We start from the raw sequence: 25,352 nt of genomic DNA on the forward strand, positions 1-25,352 counted from the left end.
CCCGGCAACCGCGCAACGCGCGACAGTGCCTGATCTGGTAGTGCCGAGCCATGCTCGGCAACCGCGCAACGCGCGGCCCACACCGGGCGTATTCAGTGCAGCGCCCATACTGAAACAGCGGCTACGAAGCCCGCCACCCGGACACCGCACCGAAAAGCCGCCGAGCATGGCCCGGCGTTACGCGGGGGCGGTGACGACCCCGTCGCCGGCTGCCCACGCATCGGCCAGCCCTTCGCGGTAGGTTGAAAATCGCGGCTGCCACTGCAACGCCTCGCGCGTGCCACGGCTGTCGATGCGCTTGTTGCTGCCGTAGAAGCGCCGCAGCGAGGCAGGGACGGCCGGGTCATCCCAGGCCAGCGCGGCAGGCAACGGCAGGCCACTCAGCGCCGCTGCGTACGCCAGCACGTCCTGCGGCGGCGCCGGCTCATCGTCGGCCGGCAGATACAGCGCGTTGCCCTGCGGCCGGCGCATCGCGGCCAGTACCGCACTGGCGAGGTCTTCCACGTGCAGCCGGTTGAATACCTGGCCCGGACGCACGACCTGCCGCGCCTTGCCCTGTGCCAACTGCACCAGCGCGTTGCGTCCGCGTCCGTACAGCGCGGGCAGCCGGAACACCGCCGAGGCCAGGCCGCGCGCCCGCGCCACGGCCTGCCACTGCTGTTCGGCACGCAGGCGCTTCAGTGCGGTGTCGTCGGTGGCATCGGCCGTCGAGTGCGTGTCGATCCAGCCGCCATCGCGGTCGGCATACACGGCGGTCGAAGAGAGATAGCCCACCCAGCGCAGCGACGGTGCATCGTGCAGCGCTTCGCCGAGCAGCCGTAGCGCAGGATCGCCCTCGGCATCGGGTGGGACACTGCACAGGATCGCGTCGGCCGTTCGGATCGCCTCACGCACGTCCGCATCGATGGCGCATCCCTCGGCCAGGCGATGGCGTGGCACGCCGTCGGCCGGCGCGGTGGCCGGATCGCGCACGGTGCCGCTGCACGCAATGCCATGTGCGTGCAGCAGCGCGGCCAGATGCCGCCCGCCGTAGCCCAGGCCCAGCACCAGCACGCGTGCCGGCGCGGCGTCGGCGGCCATGCTCAGCCCTTGCGCTGCTGCTGGTAGGCCTGCAGGTGCGCATAGGCCACGGCCAGCAGTGGCGCCGCCTGCCCGGCGGCACGCGCGCGGACCAGCATGTCGCCGACGATATGCTCGGCCTCGACCTGCTGGCCGGCCTCCAGGTCGCGCAGCATCGAGGCTTTCAGCGCCGAACCGGCCTGCGTGGTCGCGGTCAGGGCGATCTCGCGCGCCTTGGCGGGAATCGGCTCGCCGGCGGCGTCGGCCACGGCGAGGCATTCGTCGTACAGCCCGCGCACGATCGCCGCGCCGTCATCGGTGGCCACGATCGTGCCCACATCGGCGCGCATCAGGCAGGTCGCCGCCGCCAGCGTGGTCAGGAAGGTGTACTTGATCCACTGCTCCTGGCCGATAGCATCGGTGGCCACGTGGTCCACGCCGGCCTGCACGCAGGCCGCCGCCAGCGCCAGCACCCGTGCGCTGCTGCCGGTGCCGTCGCGCTCGCCGAAGGTCAGCTTGGCCGCAGGCGCCAGATGCACCACCGCGCCATCGGAGGCCTTGGTCGCGCTGATGAAGCACAGCCCGCCCAATACCGCGTCGCGGCCGAAGCGCGCATCCAGATCGGTGTAATGGCGCAGCCCGTTGAGGATCGGCAGCACCGTGGTCCGCGGCCCCATCGCCGGCGCAATGGCCTCGATGGAACTGGCGAGGTCGTAGGCCTTGCAGCTCAGGATCACCAGGTCGAACGGCTGCGCCGCGGCCAGCGCCGGCAGCGCCTCGGCGGTGACGTGCTGTACCGGGAACGTCGCATCGCCGAGCGGGCTGCGGATCACCAGCCCCTCGCTGGCCAGCTGCGCCGCGCGCGGCGGGCGCACCAGGAAGGTGACGTCCACGCCGGCTTGGGCCAGGCGGCCACCGAAATAACCGCCGGTACCGCCGGCGCCGAGGATCAGGATGCGCATCAGCTCCGCATCCCCACACCACGCTTCAGCAGCCACAGCGCCAGCGCGGTCAGCACCACCACGAAACCGAGCATCAGCGCGTAGGCCACCCACAGCGGCACGTCGCTGGTGCCCAGCAGGCCGTAGCGGAAGGCGTTGACCATGTAGAAGATCGGGTTGGCGTGGGTGGCGGCCTCGGCCCAGGTGGGCAGCAGCTTCACCGAATAGAACACGCCGCCCAGGTAGGTCAGCGGGGTCAGGATGAAGGTCGGCACGATCGCCACGTCATCGAACTTTTTGGCGTACACCGCGTTGATGAAGCCGGCCAGCGAGAAGATCGTCGCGCCCAGCAGCACCGTGGTCAGCGTCACCAGCGGGTGCGGGATGCGCACCGGGGTGAAGAACATGGCGATGATCAGCACGATCACGCCCACCATCAGGCCGCGCAGCACCGCACCGGACACATAGCCCCACAGGATCACCCAGTTCGGCATCGGGCTCACCAGCAGCTCTTCCACGTGGCGGCCGAACTTGGCGCCGAAAAACGAGGAGCTGATGTTGCCGTAGCTGTTCTGGATCACGCTCATCATCACCAGGCCCGGCACGATGAACTGCATGTAGCTGTAGCCGCCCATTTCGCCCACGCGCGAGCCGATCAGGCCGCCGAAGATCAGGAAGTACAGGGTCATGGTGATGGCCGGCGGCACCAGGGTCTGGCCCCAGATGCGCAGGATGCGCGCCACTTCGCGGCGCACGATGGTCATCAGGGCGATGCGGTTGCGCTGGCCGTCGGTGAGGACGGGGGTCGGGGTAGTGCTCATGCCGCGTTCTCCTGGTTGCCGGTGAGGCGCACGAACAGCTCCTCCAGGCGGTTGCTCTTGGTCCGCATCGAACGCACCCGGATGCCCGCCGCGTTCAACGCGTCAAACACGCGGTTGAGGTCCATCGCGCGCGGCATGTCCACGTCCAGCGTGTGACCGTCGGTGGCGATCAGCGTGGCCCCCTCGATCTCCGGCAGCTGGGCCGGCAGGCTGCCGTCGATGTCGAACAGGAAGCCTTCCACGTCCAGCTTGGCCAGCAGTTCGCGCATCGGGCCCTGGGTGACGATCTGGCCGTGGTTGATGATGGCCAGGTTGCGGCACAGGTGCTCGGCTTCTTCCAGGTAGTGCGTGGTCAGGATGATCGTGGTGCCGGCGGCATTGATCTCCTTGAGCACGCGCCACATGTCGCGGCGGATCTCGATGTCCACGCCGGCGGTGGGTTCGTCCAGGATCAGCAGGCGCGGGCGGGTCATCATCGCCCGGGCGATCATCAGCCGGCGCTTCATGCCGCCGGACAGGGTGCGGCTCATCACCTGGGCCTTTTCCCACAGGTGGGCGCGCTTGAGCTCCTCTTCGGCCATCTTCTCGGCCTCGGCGCGGGCCACGCCGTAGAAACCGGCGTAGTTGACCAGGATGTCGAAGGGCTTTTCGAACAGGTTGAAGTTGATTTCCTGGGGCACCAGGCCGATCAGGCGCATGGTGGCGCTGCGGTTGCGCACCAGGTCGCTGCCGAATACCTCGACCTGGCCCTCGCTGAGGTTCACCAGCGAGCTGATGATGCCGATCAGGGTGGACTTGCCGGCGCCGTTGGGGCCCAGCAGGGCGAAGAAGTCGCCCGGGGCCACGTCCAGCGAGACGCCCTTCAGCGCCTGGGTGCCGTTGTCGTAGGTCTTGCGGAGGTCACGCACCCGCAGGGCGGGGGCGGCGGAGGGCGCGGGAGTGTTCTGGGAAGCCAAGCTCTTGCCTTCGCGCCCATGGGCTGGCGCTGGATAGGGGCGGGGAGGGGCTATTATAGAAGACCCCGAGGGCTTGCCCCGGCTACACACTGTCCCGAAAAGTCGTGCCTGCCCAATTCCCCCTCAAACTGGTCGACCGGCGCATGCTGGCCCCGACCGTCGGCCACTACCAGTTCCTGCGTGATGACGGCCAGCCGCTGGATTTCCAGCCCGGCCAGTTCATCCAGGTCCATTTCGAGTACGCCGACGGCACCGCCGCCAAGCGCAGTTACTCGCTGGCCACCATTCACAACCACGCCCTCGGCGCGGGCGAAGCGGTCGATATCGCGGTCAGTTTCGTCCCCGGCGGCGCCGCCACGGCCCTGTTCGAGGGCCTGGACATCGGCGGCCACGTCACCGCCAGCGGCCCGTTCGGCCGGTTCTGCCTGCAGCCGGGCGACCACAATGGCCGCTACCTGCTGATCGCCACCGGCACCGGGGTCACCCCGTACCGGTCGATGCTGCCGCTGCTGGCGACCGCCATGGTCGAGCGTGGCGTCGAGGTGGTCCTGCTGCAGGGCGCCCGCACCCCGGCCGAGCTGCTCTACAGCGACGACTTCCGCGCCTTCGCCGACGCCCACCCGGGCTTCCGCTACGTGCCGTGCCTGTCCCGCGAGCTGCCCGACAACCCGCACCCGGACGTGCGCCATGGCTACGTGCAGCAGCACCTGGCCGAGTTCGCGCCCAACCCGGCCACCGACATCGCCTACCTCTGCGGCAACCCGGACATGGTGGATGCCACCTTCGAGGCGTTGAAGGACGCCGGGCTGCCGACGCCGCAGGTGCGGCGGGAGAAGTACGTCAGCAGCAAGTAATCCGCTGCGGGCCTGGCCCGTGCCGCCAGCCGGTGGCACGGCGCAGCCTCCGGCCGTGCCATGCCTGCGTCGGGGGCGGCGTTCAGCCGTCGAAGCCTTCCAGATCCTGTGGCCCGTAGGCGTAGTCGCCTTCCCATGCGGCGGCTTCGGCCAGCGCATCGGCATCCAGTGCTTCCACGCGGCTGCGCACATCGGCGGCGCGTTCGGCCAGCCACTGCTGGAACGTGCCCACTTCCTCCGTTACCACGCCGCCTTCCAGCAGCCACACCACCGGCTCGGCGTCGTCCTCGGCCTCCGGATCAACCCCGAACGCCCAGCCATCGCCATCGGCGAAGTTCCAGCCGGCGAACATCACGTACCGCCAGGTGTACTGGCCGGCGCGCCGCGCCGCGCGCACCTCGGCGAAGTCGCGTTCCTCATCGGCGATCAGCGTGCTCACCTGGCGTGCGGCCAGCGGCGGCAGGAAGGCGAAGCCATAGTGCAGTTCGCCGGGCACGGCGAGCAGGGGATAGCCGTGCGCTGCCACGAAGGTGCGGTAGGCCTGCGGCAGCAACGCCTCGAACTGCGCTGCGGAGGGGGCATCGTCGGGCAGCGCGCCATCCCGGCGCCAACTGGCATCGGCCGGCGAACTGCACACCTGGTCCGCCAGTCCGCTGGCGGTCAGGGCCTGGACCAGTTCGGTCCACGGCGAGGGATCTGCGGCAGGCTGCATGACGATTCCTTTCGCGCATTGAGGTAGCCACCGAGTGTACGTCAGGGGCTGGCTTCCCCGCCCGGGCATCGCGCCTTGCCGCACAGTAAACTGCGGCCGCCCCTCCGGCGCCCGAGGCGACATGTCATTGGATTTCCCCACCGTTGCCGTGCTCGGCTACCTGCTGTGCCTGGGCATCGCACTCGGCTTTTCGCTGCTGCTGCTGGTGCTGCGCGGGCAGCCGGCACTGCGCCTGTGGACGGCCAGCCTGTGGCTGCTTGCGCTGAGCCTGACCTCGGTCGCGCTGCGCGCGCAGTTGCCCGTCGTGCCCCTGGTCATCTTCGGCAACGCCGTGCTCGCCCTGTCGGCCGTGTTGATGCTCTATGGCGTGGCCCGCCACCTGGAGCGGCGGCTGCCACCGTGGCAGCCCGCCCTGCTGGCCGGTGTGTATGTCGCCGGTATCGTGGTGTTCGTGGTGCCCTTCCCGAACCTGGCGATCCGCTTGAACGTGGCCAGCCTGTTCGCGGTCCTGGTCAACGGCTGGATGGCCTGGCTGCTGGTCCGCCATGCACCGCCGGCGCAGCGCACCAGCTGCCGGCTTGCCGCTGCCATCTTCGCCGCCGAAGCCGGGGTGTACCTGGTGCGGCTGTGGCTGCCGGTGGCACCGGGTGCCGGGCAGGACATCTTCCGGGCCGGCGCGCCGATGTTCGCCACCTACCTGGCGGGGATCTTCCTGGAACTGGCGCGCTGCTTCGCCCTGGTCCTGCTGCTGGTCGAGCGGATGCTGGTGGACCTGCGCCGCGCCGCGCGCACCGATGGCCTGACCGGGCTGCTCAATCGCAGCGCGGTGCTGGCCGATGGCCAGGCGCACCTGCAGCACGGCCTCCGCGCGCAGCAACCGATGGCGCTGTTGCTGCTGGACGTGGATCACTTCAAGCAGATCAACGATCGCTGGGGCCACCAGTGTGGCGACCGCGTCCTGCAGCAGGTCGCGCAGGTGCTGGTGAGCTGCATGTCCAGCCCGCAGCACCTGCTCGGTCGCTACGGGGGCGAAGAGTTCGTCGTCCTGCTGCCGGGCGCCGGGCATGCCCGGGCGGTCGAGCTTGCCGCGACGATCCACGCCCAGCTGCGCCGGCATCCGGCGCAGGTGGGCACGTCGCAGGTGCAGGTCACCACCAGCATCGGGCTGGCGGTGGGATCGGGGCAGCACGATCTCGCGGCGCTGCTGGCCGCCGCCGATGCCGCGCTTTACCAGGCCAAGGCCGACGGTCGCGACCGCACCGTCAGTGCCGCGCCAGTGGCCGCCACCTGATCGCTGCGCCGCCCGCCGACGCCGCGGCATGGCATCGGTCACATCCAGCCTGCCCTGTCGTCATGGCATGCTGAACCCCTTCAATCCAGGATGCGATCGAACATGCGAGTTTCCTGCCGTCCCCTGGCGACCGGTGCAGCCTTGCTGCTGCTGGCCGCCTGCCAGGCTACCCCGGAGGCCGCGCCGGATGCGGCGCAACGCCAGTACGGACGCCTGACGTTCAAGCCGTGCACGCTGACCAGCACCCAGGCCAGCGACAACGTCGAAGCGCAGTGCACCACCTTGCACGTGGCCGAAAACCCGGCCGCGCCCGACGGTCGCAAGATCGGCTTGAACATCGCGTGGCTGGAAACCAGCAACGAAGGCGAGGGCAAGCACGACCCGGTGTTCTTCCTGGCCGGCGGGCCGGGGCAGGCGGCCACCGAGGTGGCCGCGGTGATCAACCTGGCCCTGCGCGAAGTGCGCAAGCAGCGCGACATCATCCTGGTGGACCAGCGCGGCACGGGTAAATCCAATCCGCTGACCTGCGTGGGTGCCGACGGCAAGGAAATGACGCTGGACGACACCGCCACGCCCTCCACCCAGCTGATCGCCGACTTCGCGCGGCAGTGCGCCGCATCGCTGGCCGATCGCGCCGACACGCGCTTCTACACCACCACCCAGGCCATCGCCGACATCGACACGGTGCGTGCGGCACTGGGCGTGGACAAGATCAACCTGATCGGCGGCTCCTACGGCACGCGCGTGGCGCAGCAGTACGCCGTGCACTACCCGCAGCACACCCGCGCGGTGGTGATCGATGGCGTGGCCCCGAACGACGTGGTGGTCGGCGGTGATTTCGCCAATACCTTCGAGGCGGCCATCGACCTGCAGGCCGAACAGTGCCGCAAGGATCCGGTCTGCGCCAAGCGCTTCCCGGTGGACACGCGCACCCAGCTCAAGAACGTGATGACCGCGCTGGCCAAGGCTCCGGTCGAGGTGGAGTACCGCGACCCGGGCACCGCCGAGGCCAAGCGCGACGTGCTCACCGCCGATTCGGTCACCGGCCTGGCCTTCATGTTCTCGTACATGCCCGAGCTGTCCTCGCTGCTGCCGGTGGTGCTCGATGAAGCCGCGCATGGCCGCTACGCCTCGCTTGCGTCGCTGAGCAAAATGGCCGGCCGCTCGCTGGGCGTGCAGATGAATCGTGGCATGCAGTGGTCGGTGATCTGCGCCGAGGATGCCGACCGGTACCAGGAGCCGGCCACCAGTGACCGCCTGCTTGGGCCGGAAGTGGCGCGCATGTTCTTCGCCGCGTGCCCGGGCTGGAACGTCGGCACGCGCCCGAAAGACTTCACCGCGCCGCTGAAGAGCGACCTGCCGGTGCTGCTGCTGTCCGGCCAGTTCGACCCGGTCACCCCGCCGCGCTACGCCGAGCAGGTGCTCAAGACCCTGCCCAACGGCCGTCACCTGGTCGCCAAGGGCCAGGGCCACGGCACCCTCAACGCCGGTTGCATGCCGCGCCTGCTCGGCCAGTTCATGGACAAGGCAGACGCCAAGTCGCTCGACGCCACCTGCCTGGACTCACTGAGCCCGGTGCCGGCCTTCACTTCGTTCAACGGATGGGCACCATGATCGTCGCCGAGAACCTGCATAAAGCCTTCAAGACCAAGACCGGCCTGATCAAGGCGGTGGAGAACGTGGGCTTCCATGCCGAGGATGGCCAGATCACCGGCCTGCTCGGCCCCAACGGCGCCGGCAAGACCACCACCATGCGCATGCTGTACACGCTGATGACGCCGGACCAGGGCAAGGTGCTGGTGGATGGCATCGACGCGGCCGCCGACGCGGTCGCCGTGCGCCGCCGGCTCGGCGTGCTGCCCGACGCGCGTGGCGTGTACAAGCGCCTGACCGCGCGCGAGAACATCGCCTACTTCGGCCAGCTGCACGGCATGAGCGCGGCGCAGATCCGCGAGCGCACCCGGGTGCTGTCCAAGGCGCTGGACATGGACGACATCCTGGACCGGCAGACCGATGGCTTCTCGCAGGGCCAGCGCACCAAAACCGCGATAGCCCGCGCACTGGTGCACGACCCGCGCAACGTCATCCTCGACGAGCCGACCAACGGCCTGGACGTGATGACCACGCGCGCGCTGCGTGGCTTCCTGCGCGGCCTGCGCGACGAGGGCCGCTGCGTGATCTTCTCCAGCCACATCATGCAGGAGGTGGCCGCGCTCTGCGATCGCATCGTGATCATCGCGCACGGCACGGTGATGGCCGCCGGCAGCGCCGATGAGCTGCGCGCGCAGACCGGGGAAGACAATCTCGAGGATGCCTTCGTCAAGGTGATCGGTTCGGAAGAAGGATTGCACGCATGAGTTCGTTCGCCACGTTGTTGACTGTCATGCGCAAGGAACTGCGCGACCTTTCCCGCGACCGCCGCACCCTCGCGCTGACCCTGCTGCTGGGCCCGCTGCTGTACCCGATCCTGATCCTGGGCATGGGCAAGCTGGCCGAGAGCCGGGTCAAGACCCAGATCGACAAGCCGTTGGAGATCGCCACCATCGGCCGTGAAAACGCCCCCAACCTGGTGCGCTTCCTGGCCGCGCAGGGGCTCAACGCGGTGGATGCGCCCAAGGACCTGACCGCGGCGATCCGCGACCAGCAGATCGACGTCGCGCTGCGGATCAGCCCGGACTTCGGCAAGGACTGGGCGGAAGGCCGCCCGGCGCTGGTGGAGATCGTCAAGGACAGCACCCGCCGCGCTGCCGATATCCCCAGCATGCGCCTGCAGACCGCCCTGGCCGGCTACAACCAGCAGGTGGGCGCGCTGCGGCTGCTCGCCCGTGGCGTGGACGCCCAGGTCGCGCGGCCGCTGGACCTGGCCACGCAGGACCTCGCCACCGCCGAAGCCAAGCGTGGCCAGGTGCTGTCCTTCCTGCTGCCGGTGCTGCTCACCATCACCTCCTTCCTCGGCGGTGCCTACCTGGTCATGGATACCACCGCCGGTGAGCGCGAGCGGCAGTCGCTGGAACCGTTGCTGGCCACCCCGGCACCGCGCAGCGCGATCGTCAGCGGCAAGATCGTGGCCGCCTGCGTGGTCGGCATGGCCTCGCTGCTGCTCACCCTGCTGGCCTTCAAGCTGAGCGCGCAGCTCTCCAGCAGCGGGGCCGGGCGGCAACTCAACATGGGCTTCCTGCCGATGGCGCAGATGCTGTTGATCATGCTGCCGATGCTGTTCATCGGCACCTCCCTGCTGACCTTCCTGTCGGCGGCGGCCAAGAGCATGAAGGAAGCCCAGAGCCACATGACCTGGCTGATGCTGCTGCCGATGCTGCCTGGCTATGCGCTGATGGTGTACCCGCTGAAGAGCGAGCTGTGGCAGTTTGCGGTGCCGTTCCTGGCGCAGAACCAGATGCTGCTGAAGATCATCCGCCACGAGGCGATCAGCGCGCAGATGTGGGGCGTGTACCTGGCGGCAGGCTTCGGCCTGGCAGCGGTGCTGTGGTACGCGGCGGTGCGCCGTTACCACCAGGAGCGCCTGGCGATCTCCGGTTGAGCGAACGGGGCGATGGCGACAGTGCCATCGCCCCGAGCGGATCCGCCACGCGTTGCCGACCCGTCAGCGACCTGCGGTCGACGTTGCAGCCACGCATCGCGTGGCTCCCCCACATCATGCCGTCGCGCCGCGGCTGCGCACGTACCGCGCCGGTGTCGTCCCCATCTCGCGCTTGAACACGGCAATGAACGCACTCGTCGTGTCGTAGCCCAGGCCCAGCGCGGTGCGCGTCACCGAGTCGCCGGCCAGCAGCTGTGGCAGCGCATGCAGCACGCGCAGGCGCTGCCGCCACTGCGCCAGCCCCATGCCCGTCTCGACCTGCCAGCGCCGCGCCAGCGTGCGGGCGGAGACACCGATCCGTGCGGCCCACGCCTCCACCTCGCGCCCGTCATGCGGCTGCTGCGCCAATGCCCGTGCCACCTGTCGCAGGCGGCGGTCACGGGGCTGGGCCAGTGCCAGCGGCAAGGGCGCGCTGGCGACAAGCTCATCCACGATCACCTCGGCCAGGCGCTGCTGGGCAGCATCCAGCGCTGCAGGCCGCCAGGCCAGCGCGCGGGTGATCGCCGCCTGCAGCAACGCGTCGGGAAACAGGACGCGGGGATCGGCCGGCAGGCGCGCGCTGGCCGCAGCACTGAAGTACAGGCTCCAGCCATCGAAGCCCTGCGGGGCGAGCAACGCGTGCGGCAGGCCGGGCGGGATCCAGGCCAGGTGGCCGGCCGGCAGCAGCCAGTGCGCACTGCCGGCCTCGATCTGCAACAGGCCCTGGCGCGCACCGATCAACTGGCCACGCGCGTGCTGGTGGCGCGGCGTGCGGCGCGGGCCCACCGCCGGGTGGTTGCTGGCAGCGAACAGCAGCGGGCCGTGGGCGGCGTCGGCCAGCGTGGGGTCGATCAGGGCGGAGGATGTCTGATTTGCCATATCAATTGGCAGTTATACGACAGAACGGCCGGCCCCAGGATCGGACACTGGAGCGCCTCCCGATGAAAGGTCGCCCACCATGCGCCCCGAAGACCTGCTCCCCGACCACCAGGACCATGTGCACCGCGACGGCATCATCGTGCGCAAAGGCAGCGTGGGTGCGTTCCTTGCCAATGCGCGGGTACTGCAGGACCCCGCTGCCAGCGCGGGTGCACGCGCCAGCGCCGCGTCCGACCTGCGCGCATTGCTGCCGGGGCTGCATGCGCTGGGCCTGTTCGAGATCCTCGTCCCGCGCGATCCCGCCCTGCGCGACCTGGTCGACGCCGACCGCTGAAAAGAAAAGGCCCGGATCGCTCCGGGCCTTCCCATGACGGCAATGCTGCGGCGATCAACCGCCCGGCGCGAAGGCCAGGGTGCGGCGGGTGGTCACGGGGGCGCCAACCGGTTCGAACTTCCAGCGCTTGACCGCGTTGAGCGCCTCGCGGTCGAACACGCGCGACGGCGTCGCGCGCAGCACGCGGGCGTTGGTGACCGAGCCGTCGGTGCCGACGGTGATCTCCACCAGCACTTCGCCGGAGGTGCCCGAACGCAGCGCTTCGGCCGGGTAGCGCGGGGCCGGGGTGCTGACCGGGCGCAGGCTCGGCGCCGCGGCCGCCGGTGCGGCAGCCTGGCGTGCGGCGGCAGCCTGCTGGGCAGCGGCGGCCTGCTGGCGCTGTTCGGCCTCGCGGCGGGTCGCGGCCTGGCGTTCGGCATCCTGGCGCTCGCCATCGCGGCGGGCGGCATCCTGCTGGGCGGCGATGGCGCGTGCCGCTTCGGCTTCGGTGGCCTGCTGCTGGGCCTGGCGCTGCTGGTCGGCCAGCTGCTTGGTGCGGTTCTCGGCGTCCTTCTTGACCTTGTCGGTCTCTTCCTGGGTGCGCTTGAGGGCGGTCTGCATGCCGCCGGTGATGCCCTGCTTCAGGCGCGGCAGCGCCGGCGCGGTGGCGTCCACCTTCTCGATCAGCGCGACCAGGCGCTGCGACTCGGCGAAGTCCTCGCGGCTCAGGCTCTGCTCGGCGGCGATCAGGGTGTAGGGCAGCAGGTCGGTGAGCGCGCTCTTGACCGAGGCGTCATCGGGGGTCTTGTCGCGCAGCGCCAGGTAGTACTCGATGGCGTTGTCGCCGGCCGGGGCGTACATGCGGTTCTCGCGCAGCGCCTTGCTGGCCAGGTCGCGCAGTTCCTCGGTGCCCATCGACTGGACCTTGGCCGACACCGCCGGTGCGGCGACCGGTGCGGCGGCGGGCGTTGCGGCCGGTGTGGCGGGTGCGGCCGGAGCCGTTTCGTCCTTGCCCGAGCAGGCGGCCAGGGCCACCAGCAAGGTCAGCGGCGCAAGCAGGCGCGCCTTGGCGATCGTGTTGACGTGCGACATCCAACTCCCCTTTGAAGACGACGATACGTAAGGCCCGATGCGGTCAGGCTGGCCGAGGCCCATGGACGTTTCCCGGCGTCCACGGCAGTACTGCAGGTGTGCAATCTAGCACCACCGCGCCCGGCCTGGGGCCGGGCGGCGAGGGCAGGCCGGCATCGTGACCGATGCCGGCGCCGCCGGGCAAGCGTCAGTGCGACAGCGTCTTGCTGGGCGTACCGCTCATCAGCTTGTCGGTGTAGGCGATGCCGATCGCCGACAGGATGAAGGCGGCATGGATGATGGTCTGCCACATCACCCCGGTGGAGGTGAAGGCGGTGCACTTGAAGGCAGCGGCGGCGGTCGGGCCCGCGGCCGCGACAGCGGTCGCCACGGCCTGGATGTAGACATCGCTGTTGCAGGAGGGAAGGCTGTCCAGGCTGCCGGCGGCGATGAACGTCTTCAGCAGGTGGATCGAGGAGATGCCGATGATCGACAGCGCCAGCTTCACCTTGAGCACGCTGGCATTGACATGGCTGAGCCACTCCGGCTGGTCGGGGTGGTTTTCCAGGCGCAGGCGCGAAACGAAGGTCTCATAGCCGCCCACGATCACCATCACCAGCAGATTGGAGATCATCACCACGTCGATCAGCCCCAGCACCAGCAGCATGATTTCCTGCTCGCCCATGCTGTTGGCCTTGTGCAGCAGGTGCCACAGCTCCTTGCCGAACAGGAACACATACACGCACTGCGCCAGGATCAGGCCCAGGTACAGCGGCAGCTGCAGCCAGCGCGAGGCGAAGATCAGGGACGACAGGGGGCTGATGGGCTTCTCGGTGGCGCTCATGCTGGAATGCTGCGTTGCGGGGGACGCGGCAGGTTAACGGGTCCGCGATGACGCCGCCACCCAACCGACGCACTAGACTCCAGCTTCCCTATCCGCGAGTGCGTCGCCATGATCGATCTGTACTACTGGCCCACCCCCAACGGCCACAAAGTCACGCTGCTGCTGGAAGAGCTGGGCCTGCCGTACCAGATCAAGCCGGTCAACATCGGCGCCGGCGACCAGTTCAAGCCCGAATTCCTGGCGATCTCGCCCAACAACAAGATGCCGGCCCTGGTCGACCACCAGCCCGCCGACGGCGGCGCCCCGCAGAGCGTGTTCGAGTCCGGCGCGATCCTGCTGTACCTGGCCGAGAAGACCGGCCGCTTCCTGCCGTCCGATGCCCGCGGCCGGGTGGCGGTGCTGGAGTGGCTGTTCTGGCAGATGGCCGGGCTGGGCCCGATGAGCGGGCAGATGGGCCACTTCAACGTCTACGCGCCCGAGCAGATCCCCTACGCCATCGAGCGCTACAACAACGAGGTGCGCCGCCTGCACGGGGTGATGGACAAGCGCCTGGCCGACAGCGCCTTCCTCGGCGGGGACGACTACAGCATCGCCGACATGGCCAGTTACCCGTGGATCGGCGCCTACGACAAGCTGCCCGTGGATTTTGCCGCCTTCCCGCACCTCAAGCGCTGGCACGAGACCATCGCCGCGCGCCCGGCCACCCAGCGTGCCTACGCGCTGCGCCAGCAGGTCAACCCGGATGCCGGCAAGCCGCTCAGCGAAGAAGAGCGCAAGCACCTGTTCGGCCAGCGCTGAGCCCGGGAAGTGCCGGCCGATGGCCAGCGCCCGGCAATGCCTGGCGCGGCCGGGGCACCGGCCACCCCGGCACGACCGCAAGGCTTTTGGTTAGGATGAACTGCTCCCCGCCGCCCCAGGCGGGCGGGGAACGTCCAGACGCTGCCGGAATCCTTCATGCGCCACCTGTTTGCTTCACTTGCCCTCATGCTCGCTTCGACCACGCTCGCCCACGCTGAAAAGCTGACCCTGGACGCCATCACCGGCCCGTTGCCGTTGTCCGGCCCGACCCTGATGAAACCCAAGGTCGCCCCGGACGGCTCGCAGGTCAGCTTCCTGCGCGGCAAGGACGCCGACCGCAACCAGCTGGACCTGTGGGCGTACGACATCGCCAGCGGCACGACCCACCTGCTGGTCGACTCCAAGGTGGTGCTGCCGGGCGAAGAAACCCTGAGCGACGCCGAGAAGGCCCGCCGCGAGCGCCAGCGCATCGCCGCGATGACCGGCATCGTCGATTACCAGTGGTCGCCCGACGCACGCACGCTGCTGTTTCCGCTCGGCGGCGAGCTGTACCTGTACGACCTGGGCAAGCAGGGCAAGGCGGCGGTACGCCAGCTCACCCACGGCGAAGGTTTTGCCACCGATGCCAAGCTCTCGCCCAAGGGCGGCTTTGTCAGCTTCGTGCGGGCGCGCAACCTGTGGGTGATCGACCTGGCCAGCGGCCGGCAGATCCAGCTCACCCGCGATGGCAGCGACACCATCGGCAATGGCGTGGCCGAGTTTGTCGCCGATGAAGAGATGGACCGCCACACTGGGTACTGGTGGGCGCCGGACGATTCGGCGATCGCTTTCGCCCGCATCGATGAAAGCCCGGTGCCGGTGCAGAAGCGCTATGAGATGTACGCCGACCGCACCGAGATGATCGAGCAGCGCTACCCGGCTGCCGGCGACCACAACGTCACCGTCAGGCTGGCCGTGATCGCGCCCAGGGCCGATGCCGCGCCGCGCTGGATCGACCTCGGCCGCAACCCGGACATCTACCTGGCGCGCGTGGACTGGCGCGATCCGCAACGGCTCACCTTCCAGCGCCAGTCGCGCGACCAGAAGCACCTGGACCTGGTCCAGGCCGACCTGGCCAGTGGCGCGCAGCACACGCTGGTCAGCGAAACCTCGCCGACCTGGGTGCCGCTGCACAACAGCCTGCGCTTCCTCAAGCAGGGCGGCTTCCTGTGGTCCTCCGAGCGCACCGGCTACGAGCACCTGTACCGCGTGTCCGAGGACGGCAAGACTGTCACCGCGCTGACCGCCGGCGCCTGGCCGGTGGACGAACTGCTGGCCGTGGACGAAGCGGCCGGCACGGTCTACTTCCGTGCCGGCGTGGACTCCCCGCGCGAGAGCCAGATCTATGCGGTGCCGCTGCAGGGCGGCACGCCGCGGCGCCTGTCGCAGGCGCCGGGCATGCACAGCGCCAGCTTCGCCAAAAATGCCAGCGTCTACGTGGACAGCTGGTCCAACACCACCACGCCGCCGCAGATCGCGCTGTACCGCGCCAACGGCGAGAAGATCGCCACGCTGGTCGAGAACAACCTGCAGGATCCGCAGCACCCGTATGCGCGCTACCTGGACGCGCAGCGCCCGGTGGAGTTCGGCACCCTCAAGGCGGCCGACAACACGACCGACCTGCATTACAGCCTGATCAAGCCGGCCGGTTTCGATCCGGCCAAGCGCTACCCGGTGGTGGTGTACGTCTATGGTGGCCCGGCCAGCCAGACCGTCACCGACAGCTGGCCCGGCCGCGGCGACCATCTGTTCAACCAGTACCTGGCCCAGCACGGCTATGTGGTGTTCTCGCTGGACAACCGCGGCACCCCGCGCCGCGGCCGTGACTTCGGTGGCGCGCTGTACGGCGTGCAGGGCACGGTGGAAGTGGCCGACCAGCTGCGTGGCGTGGCCTGGCTCAAGCAGCAGGCCTGGGTGGACCCGGCGCGCATCGGCGTGCAGGGCTGGTCCAACGGCGGCTACATGACCCTGATGCTGCTGGCCAAGGCCTCCGATACCTACGCCTGCGGCGTGGCCGGCGCGCCGGTCACCGATTGGGGGCTGTACGACAGTCACTACACCGAGCGCTACATGAACCTGCCGGCCAACAACCCGAAGGGCTATGAAGCGGCGCGCGTGCTGGCCCACATCGACGGGCTGCGCTCGCGCCTGCTGTTGATCCATGGCATGGCCGACGACAACGTGCTGTTCACCAATTCCACCTCGCTGATGAGCGCACTGCAGAAGCGCGGGCAGCCGTTCGAACTGATGACCTACCCGGGCGCCAAGCACGGTCTGTCGGGCAGCAATGCGCTGCACCGCTACCGCCTGGCCGAGGACTTCCTGGGGCGCTGCCTGGCACCGTAAGCGCAGCCCGCACACCGCACCACCGGCACGACAAGGAGGACGCCGATGACCCTTCCACCCCCGCTTCCCACCCACCCCCGGGGTTGGTGGGCACGCCACTGGCGCTGGGCAGTACCGCTGGCCGCACTGCTGACGATCACGGCCGCGGCCGGCGCCGGCTGGTTCGGGCTGCAGCAGGTGTCGAGGATGGCCCGTGGCAGCGAGCCCTACCAGGAAGCCATGCGGCGCGCGCGCTGCAGCGTGCACCTGGTGGCGCACCTGGGCGAGCCGATCCAGGACGGGTTCCTGCCGATGGGTGGCATCGAAACCGACAGCAGCGGTACCGGCTCCAGCCAGTTCGTGGTCCACCTCAGCGGCCCGCGCGGCAAGGGCCGGCTGTTCCTGCAGGCCGACCGCGCGCAGGGCCGGTGGGACTATCCGATGCTCTACGTGCTGGTCAAGGACGCCGAACCGATCGACCTGACCGCGCTGGACGACGCCGAGGCGGCCACCCAATGCGCGCTGGAGGCCTGTCGCGCGCAGGGCGACTGCCCGGCGCTGGCACCGCCGCTGGAGGTTTGAGCCCGGCGCATGACCTCCGGCCGATTGCCGCCCGTGCGCCGAGTGCGTAGGGTCACGGGCATCCGTCATCCGGGAGTCCTGCATGAAGCCGCTAGTCCTTGCCGTCGCGTTGGCCCTTTCCGTTCCCGCCGCGCTGAGTGCGCCGCCGGCCCTGGCTGCCAAGGCGGCCGCCAGCAAGACGCCGGAAAGCCCGGCCTGGGTCACCCGCAGCAACCAGCTGGCGCAGATCCTGCTGGACGCGCAGGGCCCGTTCCAGCCGGAAGAAACCGGCTTCTTCGGCGTGCCCGGCTACGACGACAAGGTGGCCGACTTCGGCCCCGACAACGGCGCCCGCTACCGCGCCGCCATGGCCAAGGCGCGCAGCGAGCTGCAGTCCAGGCTGGCCACCGAGCGCGACCCCAACGTGCGCCAGGACCTGGCGATCATGATCGCGGCCGCCGACCAGAACATCGAAGGCAGCGAGCTCAACGAGAAGTACCTGCTGCCGTGGAGCGATACCCCGCAGACCGTGTTCAGCGGCATCAACATGCTGCTCTCCGACCAGGTCTCGGCCGAGCGCCGCGCCAAGGCGCTGGACCGCCTGAAGGCCTACGCCGGCCTGGCGCCCGGCACCCAGCCGGTGACCACGCTGTCGCGCCAGCGCTATGCAGAGCGCCTGGGTGACAAGACCCTGCTGCAGCCGACCAAGATCGAGGTCGAGCAGTCGCTGGCCAACGTGGACACCTACATCACCGGCATCGAGCAGCTGTTCGGCAAGTACAAGGTGGCCGGCGCCGACGAGGCGCTGAAGACCATCGCCACCCAGTTGCGCGAGTACCGCGACTGGACCCGCAAGGACGTGCTGCCCAAGGCGCGCACCGATGCCCGCCTGCCCGAGCCGCTGTATGCCTACCAGCTCAAGCGCGTGGGCATCGACATCGCCCCGGCGGTGCTGATGCAGCGTGCGCAGCTGGAGTTCATGGAAACCCGTTCGGCGATGCGCCAGCTGTCGCCGTTGGTGGCCCAGGCCAAGGGCCTCAAGGTCGCCGATCCGACCGATCCGGTCGCGGTGGTGCGCGCGCTGAAGGGCGACAAGATCGCCGACGACCAGCTCGAGCACCACTACCGGGGCGTGATCGACGCCATCGACCCCATCATCCGCAAGGAAAAGATCGTGGACGTGCCGCAGCGCCCGATGCAGATGCGCCTGGGCTCGGCTGCCGAAAGCGCCGCGTCGCCGGCCCCGCACTTCCTGCCGGCCCCGCTGGTCGGCAACACCGGCCAGCAGGGCACCTTCGTGCTGCCGCTGGGCAACCCGGCCGCCGGCGACAAGGCCGCGCAGTACGACGACTTCAATTTCGGCTCGGCGGCGTGGACGCTGAGCGCGCATGAAGGGCGCCCCGGTCACGAACTGCAGTTCACCGCGATGGTCGAGCGCGGCATCTCGCTGGCGCGCACCATGTTCGCGTTCAACTCGGTCAACGTCGAAGGCTGGGCGTTGTATGCCGAGGCGGAGATGGTGCCCTACGAACCGCTGGACGGGCAGCTGATCGCGCTGCAGTTCCGCCTGCTGCGCGCCGCACGCGCCATGCTCGACCCGATGCTCAACCTGGGCCTGATCGACCGCGCCAGCGCCGAGCGCGTGCTGATCGACGAGGTCGGCCTGTCCAAGGCGATGGCCACCCAGGAACTGGACCGCTACATGGTGCGCATGCCCGGCCAGGCCGGCAGCTACTTCTACGGTTACACCCGCATCCTGGAACTGCGCATGCAGACCGAGCTGGCGCTGGGCGATCGCTTCGACCGCCTGGCCTTCAACAACTTCCTGCTCGACCAGGGCCTGTTGCCGCCGGACCAGTTGGCCAAGGCGGTCAATGACGTCTTCGTGCCGACCTACAAAAACGCCACCAAGCGCTGACGCCTCGCCGGCAGGCGCCGACCGTGGGTCGGTGCGCCGTTACGCACGCCACGACCCAGGGTCGTGGCGTGTCTCCTTGCGGCATTCCTTTGTACGCAGCAGCCATGAACATGCGTGCCGCGCAACGGCGCAGGCGAGGGCAAGGCGTCGGCAATGCATTCGGCGCCCGCTGATGATTCCACTGATAGTGTGATGCGCCACACCGCCTCGCAGGGTCGTGGCCCACCGCGGCGCTGGTTACCGCGTCGGCGTGATCGTCTGCGTCGGCAGGCGCGGCGCAGGCGGCGGGTTCGGGACCCAGATGGCCACGCCGGCCGCGCGCTTCTGCGTGGTCGGGATGCCGATGCCGACGCCACCGCCCACGTGCGAGCCGTAGCTGCCGGCGCCGACGGACATGCCCACCGGCGAACCGCTGGAGCCCACGCCCATCAGGATCACGCCATTGGCCCCGAGGGCGGCGGCCTCGCGCTTGAGCCGCATGACGGCCGCATCGGTCTGGCCCTGCGTGCCGAAACCGACCGCGCTGGACGACTCCAGTTGCGCGATTTCCACCGAGCCGGCCGGCGGCGTGGAATAGATCTGCACGCTGGCCGGGTCCACCGGCGCCCGCGCCTGGCCCAGCATCACCTTGGAGGTACTGGCGCAGCCGGCGACGGCCAGCAGTGCGCCCAGTACGGCAGTCATTCGGATGTTCATGCATCACCCCTGTTCGGTAGGGACCATCGGCCCGTGGCGCGATCATCGGTGGCGACCACTGAATCGGTGCCAACCTCGTGATCTTCACGCTAGCACTGTCCAGGTGAGCGGCGTGCCGTGGTCCGGCTGGCCGGCGCCGGGCGCCGATGAACGCGTCAGCCAGGCCCCCGATTTAGGCTATGGTGGCGCCAACATCACCGAAGGAGCCTGGCATGGGGTTGATCAGTCTGTTGTGGGGCATCCTGGCGCTGCTGTGGATGGTCCTGGCCCTGATCCCGCTGCTGGGCTGGGGCAACTGGTTCCTGATCCCGTTCGCGGCGGTGGGCGCGGTGATCGCCGCCCTCGGCATCCTGTTCACCCACCCGAGCAAGCGTGGCCGGGCCTGGGCCGGCCTGGTGCTCAACGGCATCGTGGTGGTGGTGGGCATCGTCCGGCTCAGCCTGGGTGGCGGCATCGTCTGAGCCGGTCCGCCTGTCGTGCCCGGCCACTGCGACCATCGGTCGCAGTGGCCGGGCACCGGCGCGCAGGGGCGTACAATCTTCGGCTGTCGGGGCGCGTCCGCCACTGGCCCACGCCCGTCCGGGCGCCACATCCGCTTTCGATGATCATTCGTCCTCGTCCCCACGGCTGGCAACTGCTGTACATCCTGCGCGGCTCCATCGTCCCGGCGGTGGCCCCCAAGGTGCTGGCGATCCTGCTGCTGGCCATCGCCGTGGCCGCCTTCGCCGAGGTCTGGCACCCGCCGGGCATCGAGCGCGTCTCGGTTGCGCCGTTCACCCTGTTGGGCCTGGTGCTGTCGATCTTCCTCAGCTTCCGCAACAACGCCTGCTTCGAGCGCTGGTGGGAAGGACGCAAGCTGTGGGGCCAACTGGTGTACGAATCGCGCAGCCTGGCACGGCTGTGCACGGCGCTGCTGGCCGACGACGCGCCGCGCCGCACGCGCATCTGCCGGCTCGGGATCGGCTTCGCCCATGCGCTGGCGGCCAAGCTGCGCGGCCGCGATGCCGTGCTCGCCGCGCTGCCCTGGGTGGGCGATGAGGATCACGCGCGTTTCGGCGCACGCCTCAACGCCCCGGACCAGCTGCTGGCGATGATCGCCGCCGACCTGGCCGAGCCGCTGCGCGCCGGGCGCCTGGACCCGATCCTGTACAGCCAGTTCGAAACGCGCCTGCATGCGATGTCCAGCATCCAGGCCGGCTGCGAACGCATTCTTTCCACGCCGCTGCCGTTCGCCTACACCCTGCTGCTGCACCGCTGCGCGTGGATGTTCTGCGTGCTGCTGCCGTTCGGCCTGGCCAGTTCGCTGGGCTGGGCCACCCCGGTGGTGTCGGCGGTGCTGGCCTATGCCTTCTTCGGCCTGGACCAGTTGGGCGAAGAGATGGAAGAGCCGTTCGGCCTGGAGCCCAACGACCTGCCGCTGGATGCGCTGGTGCGCACCATCGAAATCGACCTGCTCGACAGCCTCGGCGTGGCGCCCCTGCCCGCGCCGCTGCAGCCGCATCGCTACCTGCTGCAGTAACACCTGCCGCGCCCCCCGCATACCGTTACGGAGCATTCCCATGGCCCACCCCGACTATCGCCCCCGCCGCATGCGCCACGACGAGTTCTCGCGCCGCCTGATGCGCGAAAACACGCTCACCACCGATGACCTGATCTATCCGGTATTCGTGCACGACCTGGCCGGCCGCGCGCCGGTGGCCTCGATGCCGGGCGTGGAGCGGCTGTCCATCGACGAACTGCTCAAGGTGGCCGAAGAGGCGCTGGAACTGGGCATCCCGGTCATCGACCTGTTCCCGGTGATCGACCCGGCCGGCAAGTCGCTGGATGCGGCCGCGGCCTGGGACGAGAACGGCCTGGCGCAGCGCGCGATCCGCGCGCTGAAGTCGCGCTTCCCCGAGCTGGGGGTGATGACCGACGTGGCGCTGGACCCGTACACCACGCATGGCCAGGACGGGATCATCGACGACAAGGGCTACGTGCTCAACGACATCACCGTCGCCGCGCTGGTCAAACAGTCGCTGTCGCATGCGCAGGCCGGCGTGGACATCATCTCGCCGTCGGACATGATGGATGGTCGCATCGGCGCGATCCGCCGCGCGCTGGATGCCGACGAGCACGTCAACGTGCGCATCATGGCCTACTCGGCCAAGTACGCCTCGGCCTTCTACGGCCCGTTCCGCGATGCGGTGGGCAGCTCGGCCAGCCTCGGCAAGGCCGACAAGAAGACCTACCAGATGGACCCGGCCAACGGCGACGAGGCGATGCGCGAGATCGCGCTGGACCTGGAAGAGGGCGCGGACATGGTGATGGTCAAGCCGGGCATGCCCTACCTGGACCTGGTGCGCCGGGTGAAACAGCAGTTCGGCGTGCCCACCTTCGCCTATCAGGTCAGTGGCGAGTACGCGATGATGAAGGCCGCCTCCGCCAACGGCTGGCTGGACGAACGCGCCTGCGTGCTGGAATCGCTGATCGGCTTCAAGCGTGCCGGCGCCGATGGCGTGCTGACCTATTTCGCCCCGCAGGTGGCGCGTTGGCTGCGCGAGCGCTGACAATACGCGCCCACACGCACACAGGACGACGACAATGCAGACAATGGGATGGGTGCAGTGGCTGACCTGGGGCACCGGGGTGCTGGCCTTCGCGGTGGTGATCGGACTGGTCATCCGCGGCGTGCTGCGCGCGGCCAAGCGACCGCCGGAGCAGCCGTCCGCAGCAGCGAGGGTGGCGCGTGACAGCCAGTTGGCCCCTGCACTGCAGGCGCAGCTGGCCGCGTTGAACCAGCGCAAGGACAACGGCGAGATCAGCGAAGCGCAGTACGAACAGCAGCGCGCCGCGCTGCTGCGCCCCGGCCAGGGCACCGCAACCGGCGCGTAGCGCCAGGCCACGCATGGCTGCGCCGGCAACCGGCCAGGTCCTCAGCGGCAGGCCCCGTCGGGCGCCGCGGGCGCCTTCATCCGGTACAGGTCCAGCCCGCCGGCACGCGGTGCGCGGGCCACGCCTGCCAGCACCAGTTCGGACGGCTTGGACGCGTCCACCACCGGCGCGCCGGTCTGCCCGTCGGCCGTGTTGAAGGACAGCACCAGCGGCGTGGCCGGCTGCCGGTAGTCGCAGCCCACCCGCCACACCTGTGTGCGGGCGCCCGCGCCCCGGGTGATGACCAGTGCCCCGTCGTTGCCCAGCCACTCGCTGCCCAGTTCGTCGGCCGCGCTGTTGAGCGGCGCCGGCAGCGCCGTTGGCGGGTTGAAGCCCCGGCCCTGCGCGGTTGCCACGTACAGGTCGAAACCACCGTGGGTGGCCTTGCCCGTGCCGTTGCGGGCGAACAGCAGCGCCTGGCCATCCGGGCGCACGGCCGGGTACCGCTCGTCGGCGGCAGTGTTGATGGTCACCGGCATCGACATCACCGGCCCCACGCTGCCGTCCTCGTGCAGCATCACGCTGTACAGGTCGAAGCCGCCGCGCCCGCCGCTGCGGTTGGAGGCGAAGTACAGCCAGGCACCGTCATGGCTGAAGTACGGATCGAGGTCATCGGCGGCGGTGTTGAACGCCAGCGGCGTGGGGTCCTGCCAGCGGCCGTCGCGCTGCACCGCCTGCCACAGGTCCCAGCCACCGGCGCCGCCGGCGCGGTCGGAGGCCCAGACGATGCGCTGGCCGTCGGGCGAGATCGTGGCTTGGCCCTCGTTGGCCTTGGTCGAGACCACGCCCATGCCCTCGATGCCGAACTCGGAAAGCGCCATCGCCTGCGGTGTGGAGAGTAAACTGACGCTCAGCGCGAGCAGTGACAATGGAGTGCGCATAGCCGCTTCCGTTGGGGGTTTGCGTTCCATTCTAGGCCCGGAGCAGACACACCCATGACCGCCGACCATTACGCCGTATTTGGCCAGCCCATCGCGCACTCGCAGTCGCCGCGCATCCACGCCGCGTTCGGCCGCCAGGAAGGCATCGCGGTGGAGTACCGCGCCATCGAGGCCAGCCCGGCCGAGTTCGCCGCAGCGCTGGAGGCCTTTGCCGCCGAGGGCGGTGTCGGCGCCAACGTCACCGCCCCGCACAAGGAGGCCGCCTTCGCGCTGTGCACCACGCTGACCTCGCGCGCGCGCCGCGCCGGCGCGGTCAACACGCTGCTGCGCAAGGGCGAGCGCTGGCACGGCGACACCACCGATGGCATCGGCCTGGTCCGCGACCTCACCGATCGCCACGGCCTGGACCTGCGCGGCCGCCGCACGCTGCTGATCGGGGCCGGCGGTTCGGCGCGCAGCGTGGCCCCGGCACTGCTGGATGCCGGCATCCTGGAGCTGGTGGTGGTCAACCGCACGCCCGAGCGTGCCGACGCGCTGATCGACGCTATGGGCGAGCCGGGCCGCGCGATCACCCGCTACTGGGAAGACATCCGCGAGCTGGGCGACTTCGAGCTGATCATCAACGCCACCTCGGCCGGCCGCGACCGCGCCAATGAATTCACGCTGCCGCTGGGCCTGGTCAACAGCATGACCACCGCGGTGGACCTCAACTACGGCGAGGCGGCGATCGCCTTCAGCGCCTGGGCGCGCTCGGCCGGCTGCCGCAACGTGGTCGACGGGCTGGGGATGCTGGTCGAGCAGGCGGCCGAGAGCTTCCTGCAGTGGCATGCGGTGCGCCCGCAGACCGACGCGGTGTACGCCGAGCTGCGCGCCGAACACGCGCTGGCCGGCGAGGACTGAGCGCGATGAACCTGGAATTGCTGATGGCGGTGCTGGGCACGGTGGCCATGCGCCTGCCGATCCTGATCGCGCTGGCGGTATCGGTGGTGTGGGTGGCCGACAGCCCGCGTGGGGCGGTACGCAGCGTGGCGTTGTGGGCGCTGGGCCTGCTTGCCCTGACCACGCTGGCCGGGCTGCTGGTGAACATCGTGCCGCAGTGGCTGGTGCAGCAGGGCGATTACGCGTCCATGCAGGGCATGGTGATGTGGCTGGGCGGCGCGCGCTTCGTGCTCGGCCTGGTGGATGCGCTGGCGATCGTGCTGCTGGTGTGGGCGATGACCCGCGCGCTGCGCGGCCGCGCCCCGGCGCCGGCGGGCTGAGCGACAGCGCACGGGCTGCCGCGCTCACTGTCCGGGCGACGGTCGCCACACGAAGGGCTGCCTGTCGTTGGTGGAGATGATGGCGGCCCGATCGGCCAGTGCCTGCAGCAAAGGCAACGGAAACGCCTGCCATGCACCGGTCGGGAGGATCCGCGCATGCCCGGGGGTGTCGGGGGCACCGAGCTGGAAGGCAATGATGATCGGTCGTCCGTCGATCAGCAGCAGGTACTCGTAGGCGCCATCGCGCATGGCCGCCGACGTGCTGATGAGCTGGGTAAACACCACGCGGTAGTCCGGGCTTGCCGCCACCGCCCAATCGGGTGACGTGGGCAGCGTGCCGGGGTGCCCGATCAGGCGCAGGACGTTTGCAGCGATGGACACCTGGTGCAGCGGTGCGCGCAACAGCGCGATGGCTGCCAGGTCCAGGGGCAGCGCAGCGGGCGTGTCCATGACGATCTCTCCTTGATGGGGTGCAGGCGGCGGGGGCGGTAGCGTGATCGCCCGCCCTTCCCGAATGGGGCCATGCCGGCGGGATGATAACGCCGGCCGCTGTCCGGCGCGTGGACAGTGCCGCGCAGACCGGGACTATCGCGGATCTGAACCGGCGCGGAAATCCGCGCCGGTTCCCGCCTCCCGCTCGTGAG

At 69.6% G+C, this 25,352-nt stretch carries 27 protein-coding genes; 16 read left to right on the plus strand and 11 right to left on the minus strand.

The features are described from left to right. Window positions 1-177: 177 nt before the first annotated feature. The 4 genes from M2421_RS16140 to M2421_RS16155 are packed head-to-tail and all read right to left on the minus strand — an operon-like array spanning window position 178 to window position 3,777. Window positions 178-1,080 (minus strand): NAD-dependent epimerase/dehydratase family protein, encoded by a 903-nt coding sequence (locus M2421_RS16140; protein ID WP_259208627.1) that lies wholly within the window; start codon window positions 1,078-1,080, stop codon window positions 178-180. A 2-nt stretch (window positions 1,081-1,082) separates the two neighbouring features. Further along, a complete protein-coding gene (panE, locus tag M2421_RS16145; RefSeq protein ID WP_259208629.1) occupies window positions 1,083-2,021 on the minus strand; it encodes a 2-dehydropantoate 2-reductase in 939 nt (312 codons plus the stop codon). After that, on the minus strand, window positions 2,021-2,821 hold the full coding sequence (locus M2421_RS16150; protein WP_259208631.1) for an ABC transporter permease: 801 nt from the start codon (window positions 2,819-2,821) through the stop codon (window positions 2,021-2,023). Before M2421_RS16150 ends, panE begins: the two co-directional genes overlap by 1 nt. Beyond that, window positions 2,818-3,777 (minus strand): ABC transporter ATP-binding protein, encoded by a 960-nt coding sequence (locus M2421_RS16155; RefSeq protein ID WP_259208633.1) that lies wholly within the window; start codon window positions 3,775-3,777, stop codon window positions 2,818-2,820. The genes M2421_RS16150 and M2421_RS16155 overlap by 4 nt, the downstream gene beginning before the upstream one ends. A 104-nt stretch (window positions 3,778-3,881) precedes the next feature. Here M2421_RS16155 and M2421_RS16160 point away from each other — a divergent pair, with 104 nt between their 5' ends. Then, a complete protein-coding gene (locus M2421_RS16160; RefSeq protein WP_259208634.1) occupies window positions 3,882-4,631 on the plus strand; it encodes a ferredoxin--NADP reductase in 750 nt (249 codons plus the stop codon). Between the two features lie 82 nt (window positions 4,632-4,713). Here the strand turns inward: M2421_RS16160 and M2421_RS16165 are convergent, their stop codons facing one another. Continuing rightward, the gene (locus M2421_RS16165; protein ID WP_259208636.1) at window positions 4,714-5,343 is read right to left on the minus strand and encodes a hypothetical protein; all 630 of its coding nucleotides are present in this window, start codon (window positions 5,341-5,343) and stop codon (window positions 4,714-4,716) included. Window positions 5,344-5,464: 121 nt separating this feature from the next. Here M2421_RS16165 and M2421_RS16170 point away from each other — a divergent pair, with 121 nt between their 5' ends. The 4 genes from M2421_RS16170 to M2421_RS16185 all read left to right on the plus strand — a co-directional run bounded on the left by M2421_RS16170 (window position 5,465) and on the right by M2421_RS16185 (window position 10,172). After that, entirely contained in the window at window positions 5,465-6,634 is a 1,170-nt protein-coding gene (locus M2421_RS16170) for a GGDEF domain-containing protein (protein WP_259208638.1), read from the plus strand. A gap of 102 nt (window positions 6,635-6,736) precedes the next feature. Continuing rightward, on the plus strand, window positions 6,737-8,248 hold the full coding sequence (locus M2421_RS16175; protein ID WP_259208640.1) for an alpha/beta hydrolase: 1,512 nt from the start codon (window positions 6,737-6,739) through the stop codon (window positions 8,246-8,248). Next, complete coding sequence (locus M2421_RS16180; protein ID WP_259208642.1) at window positions 8,245-8,991, plus strand: ATP-binding cassette domain-containing protein; 747 nt, start codon at window positions 8,245-8,247, stop codon at window positions 8,989-8,991. Before M2421_RS16175 ends, M2421_RS16180 begins: the two co-directional genes overlap by 4 nt. Further along, window positions 8,988-10,172, plus strand: coding sequence for an ABC transporter permease (locus tag M2421_RS16185; protein ID WP_259208645.1), 1,185 nt, complete (start codon window positions 8,988-8,990; stop codon window positions 10,170-10,172). Before M2421_RS16180 ends, M2421_RS16185 begins: the two co-directional genes overlap by 4 nt. A 114-nt stretch (window positions 10,173-10,286) precedes the next feature. Here the strand turns inward: M2421_RS16185 and M2421_RS16190 are convergent, their stop codons facing one another. After that, window positions 10,287-11,090: a helix-turn-helix transcriptional regulator gene (locus M2421_RS16190; protein ID WP_259208646.1), complete on the minus strand. Its 804-nt coding sequence runs from the start codon at window positions 11,088-11,090 to the stop codon at window positions 10,287-10,289. 79 nt (window positions 11,091-11,169) lie between these two features. Between M2421_RS16190 and M2421_RS16195 the strand changes: the two genes are divergently transcribed. After that, entirely contained in the window at window positions 11,170-11,424 is a 255-nt protein-coding gene (locus M2421_RS16195) for a hypothetical protein (RefSeq protein WP_259208648.1), read from the plus strand. 54 nt (window positions 11,425-11,478) lie between these two features. On the opposite strand, the gene M2421_RS16200 is transcribed toward M2421_RS16195, so the two are convergent. Next, the gene (locus M2421_RS16200; RefSeq protein WP_259208650.1) at window positions 11,479-12,495 is read right to left on the minus strand and encodes an energy transducer TonB; all 1,017 of its coding nucleotides are present in this window, start codon (window positions 12,493-12,495) and stop codon (window positions 11,479-11,481) included. A 187-nt stretch (window positions 12,496-12,682) separates the two neighbouring features. Continuing rightward, complete coding sequence (locus M2421_RS16205) at window positions 12,683-13,318, minus strand: TIGR00645 family protein (protein ID WP_259208653.1); 636 nt, start codon at window positions 13,316-13,318, stop codon at window positions 12,683-12,685. A 108-nt stretch (window positions 13,319-13,426) separates the two neighbouring features. Between M2421_RS16205 and M2421_RS16210 the strand changes: the two genes are divergently transcribed. From M2421_RS16210 to M2421_RS16225, 4 genes are all read left to right on the plus strand, one after another. Next, window positions 13,427-14,116: a glutathione S-transferase N-terminal domain-containing protein gene (locus M2421_RS16210; protein ID WP_259208655.1), complete on the plus strand. Its 690-nt coding sequence runs from the start codon at window positions 13,427-13,429 to the stop codon at window positions 14,114-14,116. A gap of 156 nt (window positions 14,117-14,272) precedes the next feature. Further along, window positions 14,273-16,501 (plus strand): S9 family peptidase, encoded by a 2,229-nt coding sequence (locus M2421_RS16215; RefSeq protein WP_259208656.1) that lies wholly within the window; start codon window positions 14,273-14,275, stop codon window positions 16,499-16,501. A gap of 45 nt (window positions 16,502-16,546) precedes the next feature. After that, a complete protein-coding gene (locus tag M2421_RS16220; protein ID WP_259208659.1) occupies window positions 16,547-17,062 on the plus strand; it encodes a cytochrome c oxidase assembly factor 1 family protein in 516 nt (171 codons plus the stop codon). 82 nt (window positions 17,063-17,144) lie between these two features. Further along, on the plus strand, window positions 17,145-18,959 hold the full coding sequence (locus tag M2421_RS16225; protein ID WP_259208660.1) for a DUF885 domain-containing protein: 1,815 nt from the start codon (window positions 17,145-17,147) through the stop codon (window positions 18,957-18,959). A 237-nt stretch (window positions 18,960-19,196) separates the two neighbouring features. Here M2421_RS16225 and M2421_RS16230 read toward each other — a convergent pair whose 3' ends face one another. Further along, window positions 19,197-19,655: a hypothetical protein gene (locus tag M2421_RS16230; protein ID WP_259208661.1), complete on the minus strand. Its 459-nt coding sequence runs from the start codon at window positions 19,653-19,655 to the stop codon at window positions 19,197-19,199. A gap of 212 nt (window positions 19,656-19,867) precedes the next feature. Between M2421_RS16230 and M2421_RS16235 the strand changes: the two genes are divergently transcribed. From M2421_RS16235 to M2421_RS16250, 4 genes are all read left to right on the plus strand, one after another. After that, window positions 19,868-20,116: a hypothetical protein gene (locus M2421_RS16235; protein WP_259208663.1), complete on the plus strand. Its 249-nt coding sequence runs from the start codon at window positions 19,868-19,870 to the stop codon at window positions 20,114-20,116. A 140-nt stretch (window positions 20,117-20,256) separates the two neighbouring features. Beyond that, window positions 20,257-21,174: a bestrophin family ion channel gene (locus tag M2421_RS16240; protein WP_259208665.1), complete on the plus strand. Its 918-nt coding sequence runs from the start codon at window positions 20,257-20,259 to the stop codon at window positions 21,172-21,174. Window positions 21,175-21,214: 40 nt separating this feature from the next. Continuing rightward, entirely contained in the window at window positions 21,215-22,204 is a 990-nt protein-coding gene (hemB, locus tag M2421_RS16245) for a porphobilinogen synthase (protein WP_259208667.1), read from the plus strand. Window positions 22,205-22,238: 34 nt separating this feature from the next. Beyond that, complete coding sequence (locus M2421_RS16250; protein ID WP_259208670.1) at window positions 22,239-22,529, plus strand: SHOCT domain-containing protein; 291 nt, start codon at window positions 22,239-22,241, stop codon at window positions 22,527-22,529. A 41-nt stretch (window positions 22,530-22,570) separates the two neighbouring features. On the opposite strand, the gene M2421_RS16255 is transcribed toward M2421_RS16250, so the two are convergent. Beyond that, the gene (locus M2421_RS16255; protein ID WP_259208673.1) at window positions 22,571-23,449 is read right to left on the minus strand and encodes a TolB-like protein; all 879 of its coding nucleotides are present in this window, start codon (window positions 23,447-23,449) and stop codon (window positions 22,571-22,573) included. 54 nt (window positions 23,450-23,503) lie between these two features. On the opposite strand from M2421_RS16255, the gene aroE reads away from it, so the two are divergent. After that, on the plus strand, window positions 23,504-24,349 hold the full coding sequence (gene aroE / locus M2421_RS16260) for a shikimate dehydrogenase (RefSeq protein ID WP_259208676.1): 846 nt from the start codon (window positions 23,504-23,506) through the stop codon (window positions 24,347-24,349). A 5-nt stretch (window positions 24,350-24,354) separates the two neighbouring features. Continuing rightward, window positions 24,355-24,708 carry a hypothetical protein gene (locus M2421_RS16265; RefSeq protein ID WP_259208678.1) on the plus strand — a complete coding sequence of 118 codons (354 nt, stop codon included), beginning with the start codon at window positions 24,355-24,357 and terminating at the stop codon, window positions 24,706-24,708. A gap of 24 nt (window positions 24,709-24,732) precedes the next feature. On the opposite strand, the gene M2421_RS16270 is transcribed toward M2421_RS16265, so the two are convergent. After that, complete coding sequence (locus M2421_RS16270; RefSeq protein WP_259208680.1) at window positions 24,733-25,158, minus strand: hypothetical protein; 426 nt, start codon at window positions 25,156-25,158, stop codon at window positions 24,733-24,735. Window positions 25,159-25,352 lie beyond the last annotated feature (194 nt).

Source organism: Stenotrophomonas sp. BIGb0135, assembly GCF_024810105.1.
GTDB classification, from domain to species: domain Bacteria; phylum Pseudomonadota; class Gammaproteobacteria; order Xanthomonadales; family Xanthomonadaceae; genus Stenotrophomonas; species Stenotrophomonas maltophilia_AB.